Origin of the sequence: Candidatus Nitrosopumilus koreensis AR1 (genome assembly GCF_000299365.1) — an archaeon.
GTDB classification, from domain to species: Archaea; Thermoproteota; Nitrososphaeria; order Nitrososphaerales; family Nitrosopumilaceae; genus Nitrosopumilus; species Nitrosopumilus koreensis.
In genome coordinates this window covers 1,226,322-1,249,389 of record NC_018655.1, presented here as the reverse complement: position 1 = coordinate 1,249,389, position 23,068 = coordinate 1,226,322, and the positions used below count along the sequence as shown (strand labels likewise).

Annotated in this window: 25 protein-coding genes, 1 tRNA gene and 1 pseudogene; 14 read left to right on the top strand and 13 right to left on the bottom strand. The window is 33.2% G+C overall.

What is annotated here, in order from left to right; genetic code table 11:
* Nucleotides 1–94: 94 nt before the first annotated feature.
* The 4 genes from NKOR_RS10695 (at nucleotide 95) to NKOR_RS07430 (ending at nucleotide 2,559) form a co-directional block, all read left to right on the top strand.
* A complete protein-coding gene (locus NKOR_RS10695) occupies nucleotides 95–223 on the top strand; it encodes a CxxC-x17-CxxC domain-containing protein (protein ID WP_014963743.1) in 129 nt (42 codons plus the stop codon).
* 599 nt (nucleotides 224–822) lie between these two features.
* On the top strand, nucleotides 823–984 hold the full coding sequence (locus NKOR_RS10075; protein WP_016939324.1) for a hypothetical protein: 162 nt from the start codon (nucleotides 823–825) through the stop codon (nucleotides 982–984).
* A 170-nt stretch (nucleotides 985–1,154) separates the two neighbouring features.
* The gene (locus tag NKOR_RS07435) at nucleotides 1,155–1,769 is read left to right on the top strand and encodes a GNAT family N-acetyltransferase (RefSeq protein ID WP_016939323.1); all 615 of its coding nucleotides are present in this window, start codon (nucleotides 1,155–1,157) and stop codon (nucleotides 1,767–1,769) included.
* Nucleotides 1,759–2,559, top strand: coding sequence for an amidohydrolase family protein (locus NKOR_RS07430; RefSeq protein WP_014963741.1), 801 nt, complete (start codon nucleotides 1,759–1,761; stop codon nucleotides 2,557–2,559). Before NKOR_RS07435 ends, NKOR_RS07430 begins: the two co-directional genes overlap by 11 nt.
* A gap of 123 nt (nucleotides 2,560–2,682) precedes the next feature.
* Here NKOR_RS07430 and NKOR_RS07425 read toward each other — a convergent pair.
* Nucleotides 2,683–2,796 (bottom strand) — tRNA-Met (locus tag NKOR_RS07425).
* Nucleotides 2,797–3,034: 238 nt separating this feature from the next.
* On the opposite strand from NKOR_RS07425, the gene NKOR_RS07420 reads away from it, so the two are divergent.
* A complete protein-coding gene (locus NKOR_RS07420; RefSeq protein WP_156794367.1) occupies nucleotides 3,035–4,552 on the top strand; it encodes a hypothetical protein in 1,518 nt (505 codons plus the stop codon).
* A 10-nt stretch (nucleotides 4,553–4,562) separates the two neighbouring features.
* Here NKOR_RS07420 and NKOR_RS07415 read toward each other — a convergent pair whose 3' ends face one another.
* Both NKOR_RS07415 and NKOR_RS07410 read right to left on the bottom strand, forming a co-directional pair.
* Nucleotides 4,563–6,224 (bottom strand): DNA topoisomerase I, encoded by a 1,662-nt coding sequence (locus tag NKOR_RS07415; RefSeq protein WP_014963739.1) that lies wholly within the window; start codon nucleotides 6,222–6,224, stop codon nucleotides 4,563–4,565.
* A 99-nt stretch (nucleotides 6,225–6,323) separates the two neighbouring features.
* Complete coding sequence (locus tag NKOR_RS07410) at nucleotides 6,324–6,518, bottom strand: hypothetical protein (RefSeq protein ID WP_014963738.1); 195 nt, start codon at nucleotides 6,516–6,518, stop codon at nucleotides 6,324–6,326.
* Nucleotides 6,519–6,808: 290 nt separating this feature from the next.
* Here NKOR_RS07410 and NKOR_RS07400 point away from each other — a divergent pair, with 290 nt between their 5' ends.
* Nucleotides 6,809–8,098 carry an urea ABC transporter substrate-binding protein gene (locus NKOR_RS07400; RefSeq protein ID WP_014963736.1) on the top strand — a complete coding sequence of 430 codons (1,290 nt, stop codon included), beginning with the start codon at nucleotides 6,809–6,811 and terminating at the stop codon, nucleotides 8,096–8,098.
* Nucleotides 8,099–8,334: 236 nt separating this feature from the next.
* Complete coding sequence (locus NKOR_RS07395) at nucleotides 8,335–10,230, top strand: sensor histidine kinase (protein WP_232202947.1); 1,896 nt, start codon at nucleotides 8,335–8,337, stop codon at nucleotides 10,228–10,230.
* Nucleotides 10,231–10,234: 4 nt separating this feature from the next.
* Here the strand turns inward: NKOR_RS07395 and NKOR_RS07390 are convergent, their stop codons facing one another.
* Entirely contained in the window at nucleotides 10,235–10,612 is a 378-nt protein-coding gene (locus NKOR_RS07390; RefSeq protein ID WP_014963734.1) for a response regulator, read from the bottom strand.
* 24 nt (nucleotides 10,613–10,636) lie between these two features.
* A complete protein-coding gene (locus tag NKOR_RS07385) occupies nucleotides 10,637–11,443 on the bottom strand; it encodes a hypothetical protein (protein WP_014963733.1) in 807 nt (268 codons plus the stop codon).
* Nucleotides 11,444–11,512: 69 nt separating this feature from the next.
* Here NKOR_RS07385 and NKOR_RS07380 point away from each other — a divergent pair, with 69 nt between their 5' ends.
* Nucleotides 11,513–12,334: a matrixin family metalloprotease gene (locus tag NKOR_RS07380; RefSeq protein ID WP_014963732.1), complete on the top strand. Its 822-nt coding sequence runs from the start codon at nucleotides 11,513–11,515 to the stop codon at nucleotides 12,332–12,334.
* A 92-nt stretch (nucleotides 12,335–12,426) separates the two neighbouring features.
* Here the strand turns inward: NKOR_RS07380 and NKOR_RS07375 are convergent, their stop codons facing one another.
* From NKOR_RS07375 to NKOR_RS10665, 3 genes and pseudogenes are all read right to left on the bottom strand, one after another.
* Nucleotides 12,427–13,257, bottom strand: coding sequence for an SDR family oxidoreductase (locus NKOR_RS07375; RefSeq protein WP_014963731.1), 831 nt, complete (start codon nucleotides 13,255–13,257; stop codon nucleotides 12,427–12,429).
* Nucleotides 13,258–13,296: 39 nt separating this feature from the next.
* Nucleotides 13,297–13,629 carry a Zn-binding domain-containing protein gene (locus NKOR_RS10670; RefSeq protein WP_232202954.1) on the bottom strand — a complete coding sequence of 111 codons (333 nt, stop codon included), beginning with the start codon at nucleotides 13,627–13,629 and terminating at the stop codon, nucleotides 13,297–13,299.
* Nucleotides 13,630–14,502: 873 nt separating this feature from the next.
* Nucleotides 14,503–15,362 (bottom strand): annotated as a pseudogene (locus NKOR_RS10665) (DEAD/DEAH box helicase); the annotation flags it as partial.
* Between the two features lie 520 nt (nucleotides 15,363–15,882).
* Here NKOR_RS10665 and NKOR_RS07365 point away from each other — a divergent pair.
* Nucleotides 15,883–16,677 carry a DNA-methyltransferase gene (locus tag NKOR_RS07365; protein WP_014963730.1) on the top strand — a complete coding sequence of 265 codons (795 nt, stop codon included), beginning with the start codon at nucleotides 15,883–15,885 and terminating at the stop codon, nucleotides 16,675–16,677.
* Here NKOR_RS07365 and NKOR_RS07360 read toward each other — a convergent pair whose 3' ends face one another.
* Complete coding sequence (locus NKOR_RS07360; RefSeq protein WP_014963729.1) at nucleotides 16,678–17,025, bottom strand: Sec-independent protein translocase subunit TatA/TatB; 348 nt, start codon at nucleotides 17,023–17,025, stop codon at nucleotides 16,678–16,680.
* Nucleotides 17,026–17,152: 127 nt separating this feature from the next.
* Here NKOR_RS07360 and NKOR_RS07355 point away from each other — a divergent pair, with 127 nt between their 5' ends.
* Nucleotides 17,153–17,467, top strand: a complete 315-nt coding sequence (locus tag NKOR_RS07355) for a P-II family nitrogen regulator (RefSeq protein WP_014963728.1) — start codon at nucleotides 17,153–17,155, stop codon at nucleotides 17,465–17,467.
* On the opposite strand, the gene NKOR_RS07350 is transcribed toward NKOR_RS07355, so the two are convergent.
* Genes NKOR_RS07350 through NKOR_RS07340 form a run of 3 tightly spaced genes read right to left on the bottom strand, consistent with a single transcriptional unit; the run spans nucleotide 17,464 to nucleotide 20,082 of the window.
* On the bottom strand, nucleotides 17,464–18,618 hold the full coding sequence (locus tag NKOR_RS07350) for an MFS transporter (RefSeq protein ID WP_014963727.1): 1,155 nt from the start codon (nucleotides 18,616–18,618) through the stop codon (nucleotides 17,464–17,466). The two genes, NKOR_RS07355 and NKOR_RS07350, sit on opposite strands and share 4 nt — an antisense overlap.
* Nucleotides 18,615–19,307, bottom strand: coding sequence for a class I SAM-dependent methyltransferase (locus NKOR_RS07345; protein WP_014963726.1), 693 nt, complete (start codon nucleotides 19,305–19,307; stop codon nucleotides 18,615–18,617). The genes NKOR_RS07350 and NKOR_RS07345 overlap by 4 nt, the downstream gene beginning before the upstream one ends.
* A gap of 52 nt (nucleotides 19,308–19,359) precedes the next feature.
* Nucleotides 19,360–20,082 (bottom strand): archaeal proteasome endopeptidase complex subunit alpha, encoded by a 723-nt coding sequence (locus tag NKOR_RS07340; RefSeq protein ID WP_014963725.1) that lies wholly within the window; start codon nucleotides 20,080–20,082, stop codon nucleotides 19,360–19,362.
* A gap of 106 nt (nucleotides 20,083–20,188) precedes the next feature.
* Here NKOR_RS07340 and NKOR_RS07335 point away from each other — a divergent pair, with 106 nt between their 5' ends.
* Entirely contained in the window at nucleotides 20,189–20,572 is a 384-nt protein-coding gene (locus NKOR_RS07335) for an ArsR/SmtB family transcription factor (protein ID WP_014963724.1), read from the top strand.
* Between the two features lie 75 nt (nucleotides 20,573–20,647).
* On the top strand, nucleotides 20,648–21,922 hold the full coding sequence (locus NKOR_RS07330; protein WP_014963723.1) for a Glu/Leu/Phe/Val family dehydrogenase: 1,275 nt from the start codon (nucleotides 20,648–20,650) through the stop codon (nucleotides 21,920–21,922).
* On the opposite strand, the gene NKOR_RS07325 is transcribed toward NKOR_RS07330, so the two are convergent.
* Nucleotides 21,919–22,296: a toprim domain-containing protein gene (locus NKOR_RS07325; RefSeq protein WP_014963722.1), complete on the bottom strand. Its 378-nt coding sequence runs from the start codon at nucleotides 22,294–22,296 to the stop codon at nucleotides 21,919–21,921. The two genes, NKOR_RS07330 and NKOR_RS07325, sit on opposite strands and share 4 nt — an antisense overlap.
* A gap of 48 nt (nucleotides 22,297–22,344) precedes the next feature.
* Here NKOR_RS07325 and NKOR_RS10425 point away from each other — a divergent pair, with 48 nt between their 5' ends.
* Nucleotides 22,345–22,686 (top strand): type 1 glutamine amidotransferase, encoded by a 342-nt coding sequence (locus tag NKOR_RS10425; RefSeq protein WP_232212287.1) that lies wholly within the window; start codon nucleotides 22,345–22,347, stop codon nucleotides 22,684–22,686.
* Nucleotides 22,677–23,027, top strand: a complete 351-nt coding sequence (locus tag NKOR_RS10420) for a type 1 glutamine amidotransferase (protein ID WP_232212286.1) — start codon at nucleotides 22,677–22,679, stop codon at nucleotides 23,025–23,027. Before NKOR_RS10425 ends, NKOR_RS10420 begins: the two co-directional genes overlap by 10 nt.
* Nucleotides 23,028–23,068 lie beyond the last annotated feature (41 nt).

The following is a 23,068-nucleotide window of genomic DNA, read 5'->3' as shown; positions in this document are numbered from 1 at the left end:
TCTTGTCTTTTCTTCTATTATAAGAACAAGATGTATTATTGATCTTTTTCCCCCAAATACACCGGTTCTTATAGCTAAGAAATTCATCAAAAGTATGTCACAAGAAAGAAAAATGTACCCATGTACATGTGCTGACTGTGGTAAAGATTCTGAAGTTCCTTTCGAACCAAAACAGGATAGACCCGTATATTGCAAAGAATGTTTGCCAAAACATAGAAAGTAGAAGATTTTAGATTAGTTTCGTTTGATTAATTTTAAACTAGATTATTTTCAGATATTCTCAAAACCTCTTTTTTTATTTTTATGAAATTTGTAAGGATTAACATTATTGGAATTTTTGTTGAATTACGCCGGTATATATCGTAGATAAACTAGATAAAGTATGTTTAAAAAAATACTTGAAAAACTGAAAATTGGTTCTTGTAAAACCGAAAGTGCTAGTGATGTAAATGCATTCACAGAATCTGAAAAAAAGAAATCAGAGAGTACCGCCAAATAATGACATATCGTTGCAAACACTGCAATTTCACTTGGGATGCAGCTGAAGATAACATCCAGCAATTACTTCTCCATGAAAAGACTCATCTGGTAAAGAGGTCTTCATAGATGATAACCTGTAACAAGTGCTATAACGAACATCATGAACAATGCATGGAAAAAGCTGGAATGTTTGACTGTGGGTGTAGGTGTCTTAAAAAATGAAGTATCGATGCAGTCAATGCGATTTTCATTGGATTGGAACATCATACACGTTTGATGAAGTACGCAAACACGAAAAAACCCATTTGAAAAAGAGCAGTTCTAAACGGTCAAAAAATTAACATGACATTAATTTCTCCTAAAGGAACCAACATTCCAGGATCATATAGAAAATGTGAAGAGCCAGAATGCACTAGATTGATTCCATGTCCTCATGTCAGATGTCAGAAACATCGCACAGACATGGCAATCAAAGACTGGGTTGTTCAACACAAGGAATCATGACATATCTTTGCATAATAAAGATAAAACAAAAATGTTCAAACTAGTCTAATTCCCTGAGATCAAATCCCATACACATTCAACCAATTCTCTGAATTCTTTTATTTGTAAAAAAATACTATAAAATTGCTAAAAATAACATGAATACTAAAAACTATGTAACTGTCCGTAAAATGGATTTGGAGGATATCTCAAAAATTATTGAATTAGAAAAAGTTGCCTTTCCTTACATGGCAGCTGAAGGGGTCTATTGGAAACCCAAGCACCTCAAAGAGCATATAAACAAATTTCCTGAGGGGCAGATTGTAGCAGAATACAAAGACATGATAGTTGGTTCGTCTAGTAGTTTGATAATCACATTAAATCCTGAATACAAAGAACATTCGTGGAGAGAAGTCTGTGGAGATAGCATGTTTAAAAATCATGATCCGAAAGGAGATACTCTTTATGGAGCAGAGGTATTAACTCATCCTGATTTTAGACGATTGGGAATTGCCACAAAATTGTATAATGCCCGAAAGGATCTTGCAATAAAATTAGGACTAAAAAGGATTATTGCAGGCGGAAGAATCTTCAATTACTGTGAACATGCAGAATCATTGACTCCGATTGATTATGTCAAAAAGGTCAAACGCCATGAAATACGAGAACCTGTTTTATCATTCCAATTAAGAAATGGGTTCAGATTTATCAAAATTCTGCCAAATTACATCAAAGATTCTAGGTCTCTAAACTATGCAACTTTTATTGAATGGAAAAACCCCAATTTTGTAGACAATGATCATTGATTGCCACGTTCACATAAATCAATACGAACTACTTCAGAATGTTCCAAACTTGGAAGATCGTTTAAACGCACTTCAAACTGAGATGACCAACAATAATGTAGATTATGCCATAATACTGTCTTCTTACAAAGTCAATTCTGAACGTCCATCAACAAAACAGATCATTGACGCCATTCAAAAATATGACAATTTAGGGATTGCAGCAGGATTTACCATTGACAACCATACAGATGATGACTTGCGAAAGTATCGGCAATGGATAAAAGACGGTAAAATCAAAGCCATGAAGATTTATTCTGGATATGAGCATTATTATCCGTATGACGAGCGTTACCAAAAAGTCTATGATACATGCATAGAGTTTGGCATTCCTGTGATGTTTCATACGGGAGATACTTATTCTGAAAAGGGAAAGTTGCGTTTTGCAAGACCACTTAACCTAGATGAGGTTGCAGTAGACAATCCTGAACTAAAAATTGTTATGTGTCATTTAGGAAATCCTTGGATTCAAGATGCCCAAGAAGTTCTCTACAAAAATAAGAATGTGTATGCAGACGTTTCTGGATTGGTAATAGGTTCGTTTGATCATTATTTTGAAAAAATGATAAAGGAAAAAGTTGCAGAGCTTATCAACTATGCAGGTGAACCTCGTTATCTTCTATACGGTACTGATTGGCCAATAAGTACAATGGATTCTTATCTTAATTTTGTTGCAAAATTGAAAATCAAAAGTGAGTTCAGGGATGGTTTCATGTATAAACATGCAAAAAAATTATTCAAAATATCCTAATTATCCAAGCCCACGTGAATTAAACTCCATTGCAGTGTAGTTAGATACCCTGTGAAAATTGCATAGTTCTACATAGTTTTGAACCTGGTACTGTATTGCATCTTTAGTTGGATGCCGTATGTGTGCCGGGGGCGAGTTTCGAACTCGCGACCTCCAGATTATGAGTATTGCCTTAGTTGGAGAACCGCTAGAGTTTACCAAGTAACTGGCACTCTAACCAGGCTGAGCTACCCCGGCATAGTATATGCCTGAAAATATGGGAAATTAAATGATTCTTTCAAAATTTTGCTTGCATTTTTGTTTTTTTATAACTAAATTTTTTCAAAAAAATACACTGCCTTGCAATGAATACTCACTCTTTAACTTCTTTTTTGGAATATTGGCCTCAATGAAGAGATTTTTTCAAAAAACCGCTTTTCTGACATCCATTCTAATAATCTCAACAATTCTAATGTATTCTCAAGTATCTTCAAACATGGCATTTGCAGATGATGAGGGAATTCCTCATGAATATGATTTTGTAGCAGGAATACACAATGTGGCGACTTTTCATTTTAGAGACGGTGTTGAAACTGTAAATTTCCCTGTCTTTTCAACTACTTCTGATATAGTATCTGGTTCTGGAACTAGTTTTTCGATGGAAGGTGTAGTTGGTCATAACCCTCATCTTCATATGGCATTAGATGAAGCATACAAATTCAGACTAGCAAAATTAACTGGCGGTAGTGCATTTGAATATGATCATAGATTTTTTGATGCGGATGTAAAAATAATGCAAGCTGATACAACCTTGAAATCATTCTCATACAGAAACTGTGAAATCACTTCACATTCTGTAACAACCCAAAATGATGATTATGAATCCTATCATGCAGCAAACTCTGGATTTGCTATTGTCAATTCCATAGAGTTTAACTGCGGTGGTGTATCAATCAATCAAAAAGAAAATTTTCCAAGTGTACGTCCTGGAGAAAGAACTTTTACAGATTATGGCGCATTGCCATTCAAACAAGCAAATGATTTACGAACTTTTCTAACATTTGACTTTGATAATGGTGCTGAAAAGATAGAATCTGTAATCTTTACATCAACTGGAGGATTTAGTGAGGAAGATATTGGAACTCCAAGCTTCCAAATAATCACTGCAGTGCTACCTCACCCATTAATTGACAATGCAATTATAAAATCTCAAAAAGTTGATGGCCTTGCGACAAGTTTTAATGAAGACTTTGATGTTAATGTAGAATTTGTAATTCCTGAAAAATTGAGTGGATTAACAGCAGTACCTGAACAAAAAATACGTGGACTTGAATATGAGGGCTGTATTGTAAGTGGATATGATATACTAACTTTGCAAGATAAAGAAGAAGGGTATACTGGAAAACGCGGATTTGCTACTGCAGAAATTCTTGATGTTGAGTGTTCTGGATTGAGTCCTGTAAATCCAGACAATGAACCTGAGCCTGTCACAGTTGATTATAACATGGGTACTGGTCCTAAAGCCGTGGCTACATTTAGTTTTGATAGTGGAACTGAGATTGTAGAATTTCCTGAGTTTTATCAGGGTAATCTGATTGCAAGAGCAAATCCTACATTTGAACTTGTAGGAGTGCCTGGAGTAACCCCATTGCTTTATGATGTGGTTGATAATGCTAGAAAGGCTGGTGCAAAATCAACTGGGGTTTCTTCTAATGATGAATTGTTTAATGTAAAAATTGATTTGATGTATGGAGATGTTCTTGCTAGAGGATATGATTATTCAAGTTGCCATGTAACTGATTATATTCTTAAAACAGAACATGATCTTGAAGAAAGCTTTTACAATGGATTTGCACTAACAAATGAATTCCATTTTGAATGCTCGGGTTATTCTCCGATAGACCCTCACCTTGGCATGAATGATCCTAAGAAAGGAGATGTAGAGTCTTCAAAGGATTATCAAAAGAGACAGCGCTCTACATGGGGACCTGGCTTTGAATATGTTCCCAAGTAATCTTTTTTAATTATTTAATTTCCTTCCACTTTACGTTTTCATTTTTGACCCAGAGGAACTTCTTTTGAAGTGCAGCAGTATACAATTTCTCCCATTCTGCACCTACCTCATCAGTCCATGCCTTGAAAACACGTGGATCTATGTAATTTCTAAGTGACGTTCCAAGATTGTAATCCCTAGTCCTTTCTGACAAGTCAACCTGTAACTTTAGTTTCTCAATTCGTTCTTTGTGTTTTTGTTTTTGTTTCTTGATTTGCTCATTTAATGTCTTGATTCTTTTTGCCTTGTTCTTTTTTTGAGTCTCTGTCTTTGGCTCAGTTGATTCTACTTTTTTGAGGGTCTGCTGTGTTTTCTCCCATGCTTTTTCTTTTTCCCTGTTCTTGAGAGTATCTTTCTTTTTTTGTAATGACTGCTCAAACGTTTTTGGTATGGTTCGTTTGTGATTACACATAATTGCGGCTTCAAGATTTGCTAGTTTTGCATGGTATAGTTTCTCATTGTCTGATTTTCCCTTCATGTTGTCATGTTCTTTTAGATAATCTTTGACCACGGTTGTTGCCAGATATGTTCTGAATACTTTTGCAGTAAGTCCCTTTACAATACTAGAATAATATGCATTAACATGTCGTGAAGTTATATCGTGAAAAATCTCATCTTTTGGTTTTTTCTTTTCTACTAATTTCTTGAGGTTTTCTTGAAATTGTTTGTCTTGTCCTTCTGCTTTGACTGTCTCTTGCCATCTGACGCTGTCTTTTCCTAAAAAGTCAAATTCTATTGCATCTGAAGTAATTTTGATATGTTCTTTTCTTAGGGTAGTTGCACCAACAGTATCTGCTTCTTCTGGATCCTTTTCATCTCCCACTCTCATAGCAGTTCTGTAAATCAAATAACATGCAGTAGCAATTCTACTAATTTTTGGATCCGCACTCTTCATATCTTTTACAATTCTATCTTTGATTTTTTCAATTTCTTTTGCAAGCTTTACTGCTTTTTCATACTTTTCTTTGTCTCTGTCTTGTTTTAGTCCTGCAGTGTCTGCAAGCCAAACATACTTTCTTTTTTGTGTAAGAAAATCCATCCAACTTGCAAGCCACATTGAATCTTTATCATGAATAATTTTACCCCATTTTCCTTCAGGAATTTTTGCCTCTTTTCCCATGTTTAGCGTGACATCTTTTGGTGTAACACGAGGTTTCCATCGTCCTCGTAATGGATGCTCTCCTCTGCCAATAAAAATTCCTGGTGGTTCTGCCATGTAGTTTCCAACTTCGACTTTTATTCCATCCATGATGGCAACTCCGTATTTTGCTTTGAGTTCTTCACGAAGCTCTTTTCTTTTTGCAGCAATTGCCTTTTTTTCTTCTTTTGTCATCATCTCTTTGAGATCTTTTTCTTTGTCTACAAGCTTGTAAGCATCAGAAAAATCAATATCTTCATATGAAATTTTTTTAAATTTAGAATCTAGTGTTTTTGCAAAATCTGCTGTAAAATTTTTTTGAAAAACTTTGTCTTGAGCATATGGGGTGTCTTTCTTTTTTGCCCATTGGTATACCATCTCTTCCTGCTCTAAACTGAGATTGATTTTTTCTCCTTTGATCTTTATTTTAATACCCTGTGCCTCATAGGCAGGAGGAAATAAGATTCCGTTGTGTTGTAGTGTTTTCCATTTCATTCTTTTTCACTCTAAAATTGTGGACTTTGACAAAAACTGGACTCTATGTGTATATCAATCTATTCTTACTAATCACGGATCTGATATTTAATGTCTATATCATAATACCTTACTGGTTTCATTTAGTACCTTCATGACAATCTCATCGTTATCAACATCTATTTCTGTACTGATGCACAACAATCCCTTTCCCATCTTCATTGTAAATCGTTTTGTTTGTTCATACATTGCCATTGCGTAAAACGCATCTCCAATCTCTTCTTTAAATTCATCTCTAATTTCCCATCTTTTCAATGCTCCTAGAAGAGATTCTTCTGTTTGTTTTTTTAGAAAGATATGAGTTTATTCCTTCTCTCATTTTATAAAAAAACTTGTTATTTTCTACAATACCTACAAAACGGATTTTTTCATTTATTGCAAAGATTTGTTTGCATAACTCTTCAAATTTTACTTCATCCACACAATGATTTCTAATGATAATTGATAATCCTTTCTATTTGCCGTGATGTAAGGTGATATTTTTTTACATCTTTTTTCAAACTATGATAAACATAGATAAATAATTCAAAATATACTGAAAAAAATTGAATCAAAGAAATGAATTTGTGATTCTTGCATTAATTGGATTCTTTGTTTTTGCTTTAGGTCTTTTTTTCTTCTTTTCATTTGATTCTGAATCTGTATTAACTCCAAGTCAAAATATTTCTCAACAACACGATGTGATTAAAGTTGGAATATTACATTCGTTAACTGGAACTATGGCCTCAAGTGAATTGCCTGTGCTTAATGCAACATTATTTGCGATTGAAGAAATTAATTCCAAAGGTGGTTTGTTAGATAAAAAAATTGTTCCAATAATTTATGATGGTGAATCAAATGGACAAACATTTGCATCTAGAGCAACCGATTTACTAAAAGATGATAATGTGTCTGTAATTTTTGGTGGATGGACTTCCGCAAGTAGAAAAAGCATGATTCCTGTATTAGATGAATATGATGCGGTTTTATTTTATCCTGTACAATACGAAGGATTAGAATCTCGTCCGAATATTCTTTATCTGGGGGCTGCCCCGAATCAACAGGTAATACCTGGAATAATCTGGGCACAAGAAAATCTTGGAACAAAATTTTTCTTGGTGGGGTCTGATTATGTTTTTCCATATAGTGCAAATACAATAATCAAAGACTATTCTAAAACATACGGTTTTGATATTGTTGGAGAAGAATATGCATTACTTGGAGCAAAAAATTTTGTGGATATAGTTGCAAACATAAAGAAAACAAATCCTGATGTAATTATTAACACTATTAACGGTGATAGCAACGAATATTTTTTTAAAGAATTAAGAAAACAGGGAATAACTTCTGATCTGATTCCTACCATGTCTTTTAGTTTGAGTCAATCACAAATCTCTAATTATGCTGTATCTGTAGAAGATGATTATCTTGTGTGGAATTATTTTGAAAATATACCCAGTTATGAGAACCGTCAATTTGTGTCAAATATTAAAAAAACACTTGGGTCTAAGTATTTCATTTCTGATTCTATGGAGGCAGCTTATGTAGGAATTTACCTTTATGCAAAGGCTGTTGAAAAAGCAAATTCTTTTGAAAATGATGACGTGCTTGATAAGTTAAAACAAATTACCTTTTCTGCCCCTAGTGGAATAACTGGTATTGATCCTACTAATCATGTTTACAAAACTATGCGTATAGGTAAAATCTTGTCTGATGGTCAAGTTGAAATTATTTTCAGCTCTCAAAACCCCATCCCTCCTAATCCTTACCCTGATACAAGAACAGTCGGTGAATGGAATGATTTCTTAAATTACCTTTATGCAAAATGGGGAAATTCCTGGGAAAACCAGTCATGAATTTTTTTTCTAGTTTCTATCATAGGCTGCTCTTCATTGTCTTGTTATCTAGCGTCATCCCTTTGACTCTTTTTAGTACTTTTTTGTTGATAAATGAATATGAAAATTTTTCAAATACTGTTCAATCTGAAATAAATTCTGATTTAATTTCTGGACAAACTCAAATCTATGATAACCTGTCTTATATTGAAAATTCTTTAGATATTTTTTCAAAAAATAACATACTTATCCATTCAATGACTTTTTTGGATACATCAACCTCTGTTGAATCATTACCATATCTCTTCCAACTAGAGTCTATTTCCTCTTCCTTTGAAAATAACAATAAAAATATTCAAAATATTATTATTTTTGATAAATTTAGTAATATGGTTTACACTGTAGATGTTCTTTCTTCGTACAAGCCATATGTAGAATATATTCAAATGAAAATTCAAAACAAAAATGATTTAAAAAAATTAAATGTTATTTCTGAATTTGATATGCGCTTTGGAAATAGTCTGGGATTTTTGAGTACCATCAATAATGATGTCGAAACTATTGGATATGTGTTATTAATTTATGATGTTGTGTTGCCACCTACTTTCTCTTCAAATTCTTATTTGTCTCGTACCATTATAAATTCTGATGGTGATACTATTTCAAAAGACATCCAATCTGCAACATCTTTTTTTAATAATTTCTCAAATGAAAAAAAACTACAATTACAAACATCGTTAAACAATCTAGTAGATAATTCTTTGATACAAACTATACATTATCATGATTCAGTTTTCTATCTAATTTCTACAAATTATGATGATTATTATTATGCAATTGAATTTTCTTCTCCAGAATTATTTGGTTCCTTTTACCAGACTATTATTCTATTGATAATATTGATCGTATTTTCTATTCTTGTTGCAATTGCAACTTCGTTATATTTTGCCCGAATTCTTACAAGACCTATACGTATTTTGGAATCTCAGACTAGTAACATTACTCAAAGGCAATTTCAGATTGATATTAGTAAATTTGGTAATGATGAAATTGGAAAATTAGCACGAAGTTTCAAACAAATGGTTGATGAAATAAAATCATACACTGACTCCATCAAATCGCTTTCAGAAAGATATCAAAATCTCTATGATGGCATGCCTGAGATGTTAAGAAGTGTTGGATTGGATGGGAAAATCAATAATTGTAATAAGAAATATTGTGAAACCCTTGAATATTCTAAAAATGAAGTTATAGGAGCACACATATTCGATCACGTTGCTGATCATGATAAGAAAAAATTAGAACAAATTTTTCAGACTTGGAAGGGTCATGGTAATGTTCAAGGTTTAGAGATTGATTTAGAATCAAAGAGCGGTAAAATTGTGACTTGTTTGATTTCAGTATCGAACCTGTATGATGCTAATAATGCTCTGATTGGAAGTAATACTGTTTTAGTTAATATTTCTGAATTAAAACAACTCCAAGAAAAATTAAAGATAGTTGAAAAAAATCTAAAAACTGAAAAATTGCTTACGATAGGTGAATTATCTGCTCGTATTGCACATGATATTAAAAACCCGCTTACAGCCATTAAAAATTCTGTTATTGTGTTGAGAATGAAAACCATACAAGAAAAAGAACTAACAAAATATTTTGAATCTGTTGAAAAATCTATACGTAGAATTGATCATCAAATTAATGATGTGTTAAATTTTGTAAAAACATCCAAACTTGATTACTCCTCATTAGAACTTAAATCATTTTTGCAAGATGTGCTGACTCAAATCATGATTCCAAAACATATATCTGTTGAACTCCCAAAAGAAAAATTAGAAGTTCGTGCAGATCTCAATAAACTTGAAATTGTTTTCATTAATCTGATTCATAATTCAATTCATGCAATAGGGGATAAAGATGGTAGTATCAAAATATTCTACAAAAAAACCGACAATCTAATCCATATTTATTTTCAAGATTCTGGTATTGGAATACCAAAAAATATCGTTGATTCTGTTTTTGAACCTTTGACAACTACCAAACAACAGGGTACTGGATTGGGATTAACTACCTGTAAAAACATTATAGAACAACATGGAGGTTCTATCTCTGTATCTCTAAACCCTACAACTTTTCATATAGTTTTGCCTGTTTGATTTTCTAACAATTTGTAATTTGATTTACGTGTCTTTTGATTAATTCTTCTAAAAATTTTGGCTCAAAAGGCTTCTGAATATTATATATGGCACAATTTTTTTTTGCTTCTTTCCACTTTTCGTCGTCTTTATACGCAGTCATAAAAATAACGTTGATTCTTGCATCGTTTTCCCTCATTTTTTTAAATGTCTCATATCCATCCATACCTGGCATTCTTCCATCCATTAACACCAGATCTGGTTTTTCTATTAATTTCTCAATTCCATCAAATCCATTCTCTGCCTGAATTGTATCATACCCAAACATTTCTATCATAGCTGAAGTGGTTTCTAACACTTCTTTATCATCGTCAATAACCAAAACTTTCTTTTTTAAACTCATACCTTTCAATACCCTCTATTGCTCTTAAACCCATTCATTTTTAACCAATATTGTGTTACTTTTTTTAAAATATTTTTTGGTTTCGAACAAAAATTTTTTGAACCATGTATTTATTGACGGATTTTTGTTAAGAATTTTTTTAAAGTTATTTTTTTCTTGAATTGAATATGATCTTTTTGAATAAAAATATGTGATATAAAACCAATATGATATCTCCTCTGCCAAATCCTTTTCATGACACATTTCTGAATATTTTAAAAATTTCATATGTAAATAAAATAACATTTCCATCGTTGGAAATTTTCTATCATTAATCATGTCAAATCGATCTAGTAGTAGCCCTCTTGATAACAATCGTAATCTGTAACATTCATCTCCCTTTTCTTTCATTTCATCCCAACGACTAAAAATTTTTGGGAGTAGTTTTTGATGCATTTTTGCTATGTTATCAATCTCTTTATTGGTCAGCTTCAAATATGTTAAACAATACAACAACCCAAACAAAGAAATTCTATATTTGTTATTTTTTTTATTTTTAATGTTAATTATAATTTCGTTTTGTAATAACCCTTCATATTTTGTCCCATTATCCATCCGTCCTACAAATAATCTCTTTATTTTTTTTTCATTTTTATTAATTGATTCAAAATTCTTCTTTGAAATTTTTTTTGCTGCTTCCCAAGATGTTAATTCATTATTAAAACAAAATAATGTCAACACTTCATTTACAAACTTTAAGTTTCTTCTTTTGTTATTCTTAAAATTTTTGTCCCATTTTTTGATTAGTGTGTATTTGTAATATGTTAAATTTCCATTATATTTTATTTCCAATTTACCCCTCCATAACTTGATCATATGTTATATTAAATAAGTAATTCATAAGGTGCGAGAGGGAGTGAATTGACAAAGATAATTCTGTTTCTTGACGAAACAAATCATGGAAAAAAAAACAACGTATTTAAAAAGAATCTTGTTTTAATTACATCCATTTTATCTGGAGTGCTGATACTTTCTTCATTATTTTTCACATCCGTGGTTGGTGAAGAACACCAAGTTGAATTGAATTCATTGACAAATACGGGATATTTCATTCAAAATTTGAAAGGAGACACAATTGACACTCATCTCTCTTGGAGGTTGGTAGATGGTGATACGCTATATGTCAATATACTTAATGGTGAAAAGCATTCTGAAAAAATTGAATTAATAAAATCCGTCCTCTTGTCAGGCGAAACAATTGAAATTGACAACTCATTACTACATAAAGGACCTGAGGGTACTATGTCTACGTATTATCTTGGATGGAAAGGTGCACTAGAAGCAGCTTCAGAAAAGCAAGATACTGAATTGTTTATTCCTATAAACATTGAATTGATAAATTCAAAAAATGGTGAAGGTGATATTACAATTGAACTCTCTAATTTCAGAAATGGTGATGGGTATTCCGGTTGGACCAAATCAATAACCGATGATACACAAAACCAAATTTTAAAATCACATATAGTAATTTTTGAAACAGATAATCTTTCTGATTCTCAATTTAAAACAATATTGCGTCATGAACTTGGACATGCATTTGGTCTTGCGCATTCTACAGCGCCTGAAGATCTTATGTATCCCTCTATTGAAACTGATTTTCCTTATATCTCTGATTGTACTATTGATGCAATAATTCATCTTTATGATGGTGGGACATCAAGTGAAGTCATCTGTCAAATCTGAAAAGTCTTCTTAGACTCTATGTTTTGTCTTTCCATTAGAATCAAAAATGTTTAGTTGACATGTTTTTTGTAAAATTCAGTGACTCAAATATTTTAACTTGGAAATAATTCTTTGCTCATATATTTCTCAAATTCCAAGTCTGTTTTCATTTTTTTTGCCTCCATAAACATGGCAGCGTCTGTCCCAACAACATATCTTGGAAGCATCTCATCATCATGAATCGCCTTGATGATCACTTCTGCTACCTGTGATGGCGCAGTTCCCATCTGAACCATCATTTTTAGTCCTGAAAGAATGTGGTCTGTCAACTCTTTGTATTTTGGATCTGATTTTGAATCTGGAACTCTCATTGATTCAAAAAAGTTTGTCTTGATTACACCTGGCTCAATTAGGGTTGTCTTGATTCCAAATTGACCAAGCTCATATCGTAAACATTCGCCTAATCCTTCTAATGCAAACTTTGAACTGATATATGCAGGAGATCCTGGTAATCCCATTCTTCCAGCTACTGAACTAATGTTTACAATAATTCCTGAATTTTGATTTCTCATAATTGGTGCAACCTCTTGAATGATTCTTACAACGCTAAAGAAATTAGTTTCAAACTGTTTTCTAAAGTCATCTACTGAAACATCTTCTGTACATCCAAATTGTCCATATCCTGCATTATTTACTAAAACATCTAATCTTCCAGCATCTTCAATTACTTTTTTAACAGCTGATGTGATAGATTCTTCTTTATCAACGTCAAGCTCTATCACTTCAATTGGAAGATTTTCTTTTTTTGCAGCGTTTTCTAATTCACCTGCTTTTGATACATCCCTCATACTTGCAAATGTATGATATCCATCTTTTGCAAGTGCTAATGCCGTCTCTAATCCAATTCCAGAAGAACTCCCGGTAACTAGAGCTACTTTTTCCATGATGATTATAATTTTCTGTTATATTTATCCCATTTTGATTCAAACAAGAGGCCTGTCTCCTTCTGTAGGATCAATTAGTTGTGTTTTTTCACCATTGTTAATTCTCTCCAAAATTTCTAAAGAAGAATATTTGTGCAAGTACTCATTGTTGTTTCCACATCTGTATGAGAACGTACATCGAGGACAGCCTGCTTCGTTTTTGCATGGACATTCCTTTACAATAAACATACTTCTTTCAAGTGCTTTCTCAAATCTGTCATAGAGTGCTTTGCTTGCACCACTTCCGCCAATTGCTCCATCATAAATGAAAATCAAGCCTGATGTGCCTAGTGATATGCCGCCCAAGTCTTGAGATGCCCCTCCTGTGATCATATTGCTTCCTTCAATTACCACATGTTCAGTTGCATGATATCCGCTTGCCTCTGTGTATTCTTCATCTTCAGACTCTTCTATTACTTTGAGAGGTCTTGGTGCATGAAATACAATTCCCTTTGTAACGAAATTATATTCTAGTGGATTTTCTAGTAGAACTTTTTCTCCTTGAGCTACTTCTTGTCCAAGTTCGATATTGACATATCCATATACTTTTTTCTCAATATGTAATTTACAAAATGCAACTTCAACTCCACCTGCTTCTCTTTTCTCAAAAACTGTTTCAATTGTGGGCCACTCTTCAGTTAATGCCTTTGTATAGTATGGATAATCTCTGGGAATTTTCTCAATCTTTGCATAATTTTTTTCTGGATAGTCAAACTCTTTTACTTTGTATCTAATTCCTGCTAGAAAATAGATTGCATCTTTATGCAGTTCTTCTAGTGCGATTGGCAGAATTCTATCTCCTACTTTTTTGTTATTTAAGAAAATGTCTACTGATTTTCCTATTCCTCTTATGCTGTATTCGTTGAGAATAGAATTAATTTTGTCAAAATTTGGAATTATTCTATTGTTGAATTCTTTTAGTGTTCCTTTGATGATGTGGTGCTCTATTACTTCTTGGTGTTCTTTGAGCTCATGTTTTGATATTGGTCTGTCACAAGCCATTGCCAACACTTGAAATTCTTCTACAAAGGGATTTTTGGGATCGATGTATGTTTTCTCTACATCCTCAAAATAGTCATCAGGGTGATTTTTGTAGTATTGTGAAATTGGATCATTTCCTAATGTCAAAAACGCATATCCTTTCTGTCCCTTTCTTGCAGCCCTACCTATTCTCTGAATAAGTCGATTTACTGGTATGGTTGATGATATCACACAATCAACATTTCCTACATCTATGCCCAATTCAAGAGTAGGTGTGCATGAAATTGCATCAAGCATGTCTTCTTTGAACTGTTTTTCAACAAATGTTCGATAATTTGCCATTAATCCGGCCCTGTGAACCTTGATGTTGACTTTTTGTTTTTTGGCTTGAATAGCTAGTAATTCAGAATTTAGATGTGAGTTATTAAAGACCATAGTTTTGTGATTTTTTTGAGTAAGCTTTTTTGTCAATTCAACCATCAGTGATCTTTGTGTCCGAAGTGATGGAAACAACATTGCAAAGTCTGTTTGGCCTTTTTTTCCAGAGCCTTGAATTTTTTGCATTTTTTCTCCAAACAGTTTCTCACAGAATCCTTTGGCATCATCTAGTGTGGCTGATGCGGCTACAAACTGCAGTTTGTTTGTGCAAATTCTTTTGAGCCTTTTTATGATGTAGTGTACATTAGAGCCAAAAATACCTGAATACACATGTGCTTCATCTGTTACCAAAATTCTTGTGGAACTGAGTATTGATGAAAATTTCGTTTGATGCCACATGTGATAATGTAAAACATCAAAGTTTGTTACAAGAATGTGTGGAGGATTGTCTATGATGTCTCTTCTTTCTGTAATCTTTGTATCTCCGTCAAACACCTTTACGTTAATTCCAATTTTTTCTGCAAATTTTTTGATCTTTGGAAACTGATCTCTTGCAAGTGCCTTTGTTGGATAAACAAAAATTGCAAAGACCTTGCCATCACTTGTATTTTTTTAATTTTTTGAATAACTGGAATTAAAAATGCCTCTGTTTTTCCTGAAGCAGTAGGTGCTTCAATGACAATATTTTCCCCATATGCAATTTCCATGATTGCCTCTTCTTGAAATTTGTAAAATTGATTAATTCCTAATTCCTTGAGGTGTTTGGTAATTGCCTCATCTAACCCTAAATCTTCTACTTTAGAGCCCATCTTGGGCTCAGGATTGCTCAAAACTTTGTATTGCGAGACATAATCTTTTTTTGAAAATAAAATTTCTTCAGTTATTTTGTCTGGTTTGTTTTTGCCAATCATATCTCTAATTTCGCTTTCATCACGTACAATTCCTTCATTTTTGAGACCTTCAGACAATCCATTTTCAACTACTAAGCCCTTGTCGTATCTTGAAAGAAACTCTAAAAACACCTCGTCTATGTTTTTTGAAAATTCTAGCAGGTCTTCTATTCCACAATTTCCACAAGATACATGCATTTTTTTATTGAAAGTCTTTTGAATCTCTATTTTGGACTTGCATTTGGGACATGATAGTTTCAAGATCTATTTGCTAAGAAATGATTAGTGATTTATTGTTACTTCATAGAATTTACCCATGACATTATTATGCTAGAGTATGGTCTTGAACTTAAAATTGAAAAAAATTGAGATTAACAAAATTTACAATCAAAACTGTATAGAAGGAATGAAATCTATTCCTAAAAACAAGATTGATCTAGTTATTACTGATCCACCTTTTGCCATAAATTTCAAGGCAAAAAAAGCAAATTACAACAGGACATCCTCTCGTGTTATATCTGGATACAATGAAATCAAACCTGAAGATTACTATGATTTTACATTTATGTGGATGAGTGAGATTTTTCGAATTCTAAAGGATTCGGGAAGCATGTATGTTTTCTCAGGATGGAACAATTTGAAGGATATTTTACAAGCATTAGATGATGTTGGTTTTATTACCATTAACCACATCATTTGGAAATACCAGTTTGGCGTGGTAACTAAAAGGAAATTTGTTACATCTCACTATCATTGTATCTATGTTTGCAAAGATGATAAAAAACGGAAATTCTTTCCATTTTCTAGGTTCAAAAAGGAAGATAAAACAAAAGATGGGCGTAGTCTTCATTATAAGGACAAGGAGGATGTATGGGATATCAAACGAGAATATTGGACTGGTGATGAAAAAACACCAACAAAACTTCCTTCAGAATTAATACAAAAACTCTTGGAATATTCTAGTGAAAAAAAAGACATTGTATTAGATCCTTTTCTTGGTTCAGGGCAAGTTGCTGTTGTGAGTAAATCGCTTAACAGAAGATTTCTTGGATTTGAAATTGTTCCTGATTATTACAAATTTGCAAAAAAACGACTAGACAAAGATTTGTATCGAATTAAAAAATCAAAATAGTTATTGGTTGTTTTCTGGCTCATCTATCTTCTTTTGGCCAATTTTATTTGAAATGATTTTTCTTAACTCATCATCTGTTTTACCTTCTGTTTTGACTCCTATTGATTTTGCAATTGTCTCTAGTTTTTGTCTCTCTGATTCTACTGGTCCTGAAATCTTTGGTGTCTCCTCTGTAACTTCTTTCATGCTTTCTTGAATATCGTTTTTTGCCTTGTTGTATTCGTTAACTGCTTTTCCAAGTTTTCTTGCTGCACCTGGAAGTTTTCCTGTACCTAAAATCAAAACTAGCGCAACAAAAATTATGATTATCCATTCACTACCTCCTATGTTTAGCAAATGATCTATCATATTCTTGTGTACCTTAATTTGAAATTAAACGTAATGTCTGTGTTTATGCCTATATCTTCAATTTTTTCTCAATATCACGAATGAGAAGTAGTTATTGATTTAAATAAATTCAAAACAGTTTACATTTATGAAGAAAATTGAAACAATAGTTCCATCTGGAAAGAAAGATGCAGTTATTGCTGCAATCAAAAAAATTGGTGTTGGTGGTGTAACTGTTCATCAAGTTCAGGGTCAAGGTTCACAAGATCCTCCTTTAGTTGGAGAATTCTTTAGCAGAGAAATGATAATCTGTGTAGTTGATGATCCTAAAGTAGATGAAATAATTAATGCAATTGCCAATGTAGCATGTACCGGAACTAAAGGTGACGGTAAAGTCTTTGTTACAGAAGTAGTTGATGCACTAGATATCTGTACTAAGAAACGTGGAACAATGGATATCTAATACACGGTCCTTTGAGGTTCTAATTTCTTTCTTGATATTGTTGCAAGCAGTGCTACTCCAACCCCTATAACACAAAATATCAAGTATGGTGTGTTGGCTCCGAGAGATTGTGTTATTGGACCTCCGATTGTTGGTCCTATTACCCAACCCATCCCAAAAACTGTTTCATATGCACCAATAATTTTTCCTGATATTCCTTTTTTGGTCCTACTCAAAACTATCTCCAAAGTAAGTGGGAAAAATATACTAAACCCGAATCCCATCAGTACTAATGCCACTGCAAATCCCACGATGGAATCTGCAACAGCCGAAATTGCAAGTCCTATTGATATTGCAGATACTGCAGCAATCAAGGTATGACTAGTTTTTCTTGCAAGCTTTCCTGCTAATGCTAGTGACACTACCCGCGAAATTCCAAAAATAAAAAATAGTAACAAAATGTCAGTATCTGTCATTCCATTATCATTTAGAAATGCTGGATAGATTGTCAGAACTATGCCAAATGATGATGTGCAAAAAAGCAACAAGACTATGGCTTCTGGAAACCTCTTCATCTCTTTGATTGATGAAAATGAAAAATGCTCGTGATGATTTCTAACACTTTTTCTTGAGACAAGAATTGCAGAAATCAATGCAGTAGCCAGAATAAATGCAGTAATCTGAAATAGAATTCTGTATGTTATGTCTAGTCCCTCTAAAAATACGGTTCCAAGCAGTGGTCCTACCATGAACCCAATGACAAAAAACATTGTAAACCATGAAATGTTTCTTACTCTGTTTTTCTCAGAACTCTCATTTGATATGATTGATTCACATGGAGGCCAAAAAAATGCATGAGCCACACCTGTCATTATCCTAAATCCCATGATTTCTGGAACTGATTGTGCAATTGATAGTAGGTAAATTGATGCAGAATTTATCGCAGCACCTAATGCTAAAAGGTATCCGTTGTTAAACCTATCAAGAAGAATCCCTACAAATAATGGAATAAACATGTAGGGGATGAAATTAGCTAATCCGATAAACCCTAATTCAGAGTATGATGCACCTATGATGTTTTTTGCAAACACTGGAAGGATTGGTCCGTGTAGTCCATACGAAATCCCAATGATTAGTCCAGTGATGTTTACTAGAATCAGAACTTTGTTCATTTGTATGCTGCAACCATGATTGCTCCACCCATAAGGTCTTTCTCAAATTCTACCCTGGAGAATTTCTCTAACAGCAAGCCTTCCAGCTTTTTATTTTGAGGCCATCTCTTGAAAGTTCCATAGAGCGTTCCAAATTTTAATCCAAGCTTACCTCCTGCAGTAAATGCAAGGATTGGTAAAATACATCTAAGATAAAATGCAACTCCTGCTCTGATGAATGCACTATCGGGCTTTCCCAAATCTACAATAACAAACCGTCCTTCTTTTTTCAAGACCCTGTGGATTTCAGAAATTGCAATTCTCAAATTTATTGCGTCTCGTAAAGAATAACCGCATAGTACTGCATCAAATTCTTCGTCTTTAAATGGAATATGTTCAAAAACACCATTTGCCATGTCAGGTGTTTTTTCAAAATGGGAACCTGTATTTTTTAACATCGGAACTAGTGGATCATAAAGTGTAACTGAAATTTTACCATCAGTAAGCTTCAATGCTGTCTTTGACATGTTGCCAAAGCCTGAACCTGCGTCTAGTATTTTATTTCCTGGAAAAACTCTTTGTGAAATTCCACGATTACGATGCTCTACATCTTTTCCTAATGAAATAATTGAATTAACCTTGTCATAAACTGGAATGATTTCACGAAGTACCTCTATTACTTCGCCCCAATAATTACTTCCTAAACCCATTATCTATCGTCTCTGTATACTGAAATGAATATCTTTCAAATCTAAAATTCTATTATGGAACAAACTTTGATGCATTTTGAGAATATTTCTGCAAGTCTGCTTCAGAAACTTTCTCAAAGATTTTAGACTCGGATGAAATCTTTGCCATTTTGATGTCATTGATTCCTTCTTTTTGTTCTGCTTTTAGATTGATTGCAGCAATTGCTAATGCTGCTGCATCCTCCAAACTTAAATCATCTTTGTAATTTTTCTCCAAAAATTCATTCACATCATCAGAACCTGCACCAATTGCAATTGCTGCAAATTGAACATAAGTTCCACTTGGGTCAGTTACATAGATTGACTCTCCTTTTTGGTCAACACCTGCTATGATCATTGAAACACCATTTGGACGAACTCCTCCATATTGAGTAAATTGATGTGCTTGGTCTGCTAGATGTTTTGCAACGGTAGCAACTTCTACTGATTCATCATAAGTCATTCTGTTCCCTTGTGAGAAGAATCTTGCACTGTCAACTTGAACTCGTGCATCTGGAATGTATCCTGCTGCTGCAACACCAATATGATAATCTACTTGGAAAATTTTCTGTGTAACATCTGTACTTTGTAATGTACGAGGTTTCTCTTCAACTGCCATGATGACGCCTTCTTTACTAATTACCCCAATTGCCAGAGTTCCTCTTTTTACGGTCTCTATGGCATATTCTACTTGGTAAATTCTGCCATCTGGAGAATACATGGTAGGTGTCATATCGTAACCGCGTGATGCCATCATGTTATGACGAGTTCATTCTCAGTCAATTTAAGGGTAATTATCGCAGCCTGAATATGGAAAAGATCTGGAAATAGGGTTTTAAGTAAAATCATCGTACTTTAAGAAAATGGCTAATCAATTACTAGAATTCAAAGAAATACTTAGATCTATACAAGTCTCAAACCAAAGGAAACCTGATAAACAAACTAGAAAATTATTGTTTTATTTGTTTACTAGCACTAGAGGTGGATTTACTCGATTACGAATTATTATGAGTCTGCTTGACAAGCCATACAACACTCATCAATTATCTCAAGAACTTGATCTTGATTACAAAGCCATACAACATCACATGAAAGTACTTGAGAAAAATAACATGGTATCAAAAATTGGTGAAAAATACGGTGCAATTTTCCACTTGTCAAACTTTCTTGAAATGAATATCTCTGCTTTGGATGAAGCAATTGATAAACTAGATAGAAACATGAATCACAAGAAAGTCTATCTTTAATTCGTATGATGTGAAATAGCGATCAGAAATTTTCAACCAAACTTATATAATCCGAATCTTTCTAAAACGATCGTCTTGGTAAAGAATGATCCGTTTGTTAATGCAACAAAACAAGTCAATGATGCATGTGACATTTTAGGAATTAAAGACAAGGGCTTGCGTGAATATCTTGCAATGCCAAATAGGGTTCTTAGAGTAAAGATTCCAGTAACTATGGATAATGGAAAAATTAGAGTTTTCACAGGTTTTAGAAGTCAACACAATAACGATAGAGGTCCATACAAAGGAGGTATTCGATATTTTGATCCAGAAGGTGGAGTTGAATATATGGAACGCGAAGTTATGGCCCTTTCTTCATGGATGACATGGAAATGTGCAATTGTAGATGTTCCTCTAGGTGGAGGTAAAGGTGGAATTTATGTTAATCCTAAAACTGAAAAACTTAGTGACAATGAATTAGAAAGGCTAACTCGTGGATTTGCATATAAAATTTCAGAAGTTATAGGTCCTGAAAAAGATATTCCTGCTCCTGATGTTTACACTACAGGAAAAGAGATGACACAAATCATGGATACATTTAGTAAATTAAACGGTAACAAATATTCTCCAGGAGTAATCACTGGAAAACCAATTTCTATGGGTGGTTCTCTTGCTCGAAATGTTGCAACTGGTTTAGGAGCAGCATATACTGTAAGAGAAGCTGCAAAAACAATTAAACTAAATCTTAAAGGTGCTAAAGTTGTTTTACAAGGATTCGGAAATGCCTCTACATTTGCAGGAGAATATCTTGAAAAGATGGGTGCAAAAGTTATTGCAGTTAGTGATTCTAAAGGTTCTATTTCAATTCCAAAAGGTGCAAAGGTTAGTAAAATCTTAGAACACAAACAAAAGAAAGGAAGTGTTGTTGGATTTCCTGGAAGCAAAAAAATCTCTACTGAAGAACTGCTTACAACAAAATGTGATGTTTTAGTTCCAGGTGCTTTAGAAAACCAAATTACCGCTAAGATTGCACAAAAATTACAATGTAAAATTATTGCTGAAGCTGCAAATGGTCCAACATTGCCTGAAGCAGATCCAATTCTTTACCAAAAGAAGATCCTAGTAATCCCTGACATCTTGGCAAATTCTGGTGGTGTTTGTATATCATATCTAGAATGGGTTCAAAACAACATGGGTTACTATTGGACATTTGATGAAGTAGCAAACAAGATGGAGAAAAATATCACTCAAGGATTCAAAGATGCTTACGAACTATCAAAGAAACACAAAATCGATATGAGAAAAGCCACAATGGTTTTAGCCGTAGAAAGAGTCATTGAGGCTTTTAACCAAAAAGGTATCTGGCCTTAGACTAAATAAGATTCGTAACAAACTAGTTGTTCAATAAACATAATTTTCCCTTTTGTAATCTGTCTCAACTTTCGTTTGTATGATAAATCTAATTTTGTTCTTCTTTGTAACAACTGAATTGTCTTTCCTGTAAGGTATCTTCCTTTTCTGTCTCTGTCAAAAAGAACAATAATTTTTTTATATTTTGCAACTGTGTCTGCAAATTTGTTCATTCCTCCAAACTTATGAAACTCTAAAATTTTTCCCTGGTATCCTAATCTTCTTAATGCATTGCAATCTCTTTTTCCTTCAACCACTATGATTCCATCTGTAACTGAGTTTAATTGTAAAACAAAATTTTGTAATTCTGAAATTTCTTGTTCGGTAACAAACACATTTCTAAATTCATTTCAACATATTAAGCGCTTTTGTATATAGAAAATATGTCAAACGTTTTACTTGTTCAAAATACTCGAATTGAAGGTTCTGGTTACCTTGGGGATCTTCTCAAAGCAGACGGATTTGATATTACATCAGTAAATGCAAAACATGAAAAACTTCCAACCTCAGATTTTTCCCTTGTTGTACTTTTAGGAGCTCCTGAAAGTGCAAATGATGATTTACCATATCTTAAAGAAGAACAAGAATTAATCAAAAATTCTGTTGAAAAAAACATTCCTGTTTTAGGAATATGTTTAGGATCTCAATTAATTGCAAAAACATTTGGTGGCAAAGTATACTCTGGACTAAAAAAGAAATTGGTTTCTATAATGACTTGGAAATAAAAAATAACTCTGTTCTCTTTTCAGGATTCAAAAACCCCTTTACTGTATTTCATTGGCATGGTGATACCTTTGATCTGCCTGATGGTGCCACAAGATTGGCCTCATCTGAGCATTACCAAAATCAAGCATTTCAATACAAAAGTGCTGTTGGTCTACAATTCCATATTGAAGTAAATGAAGAAATGGTGAATCTTTGGCTTGATAACACTGAAGAAAAACTAAAACAAATACCTGACATCGATCCAGAAAAAATCCGTTTAGACATCAATGAAAATATTTCACTTGTAAAATCAAATATGAAGAATTTTTACAACAATTACAAATCTGTATTTCATCTTTGACCAAAGTTTAATATACTGAGTTTTGATTTCATCGATCGAAC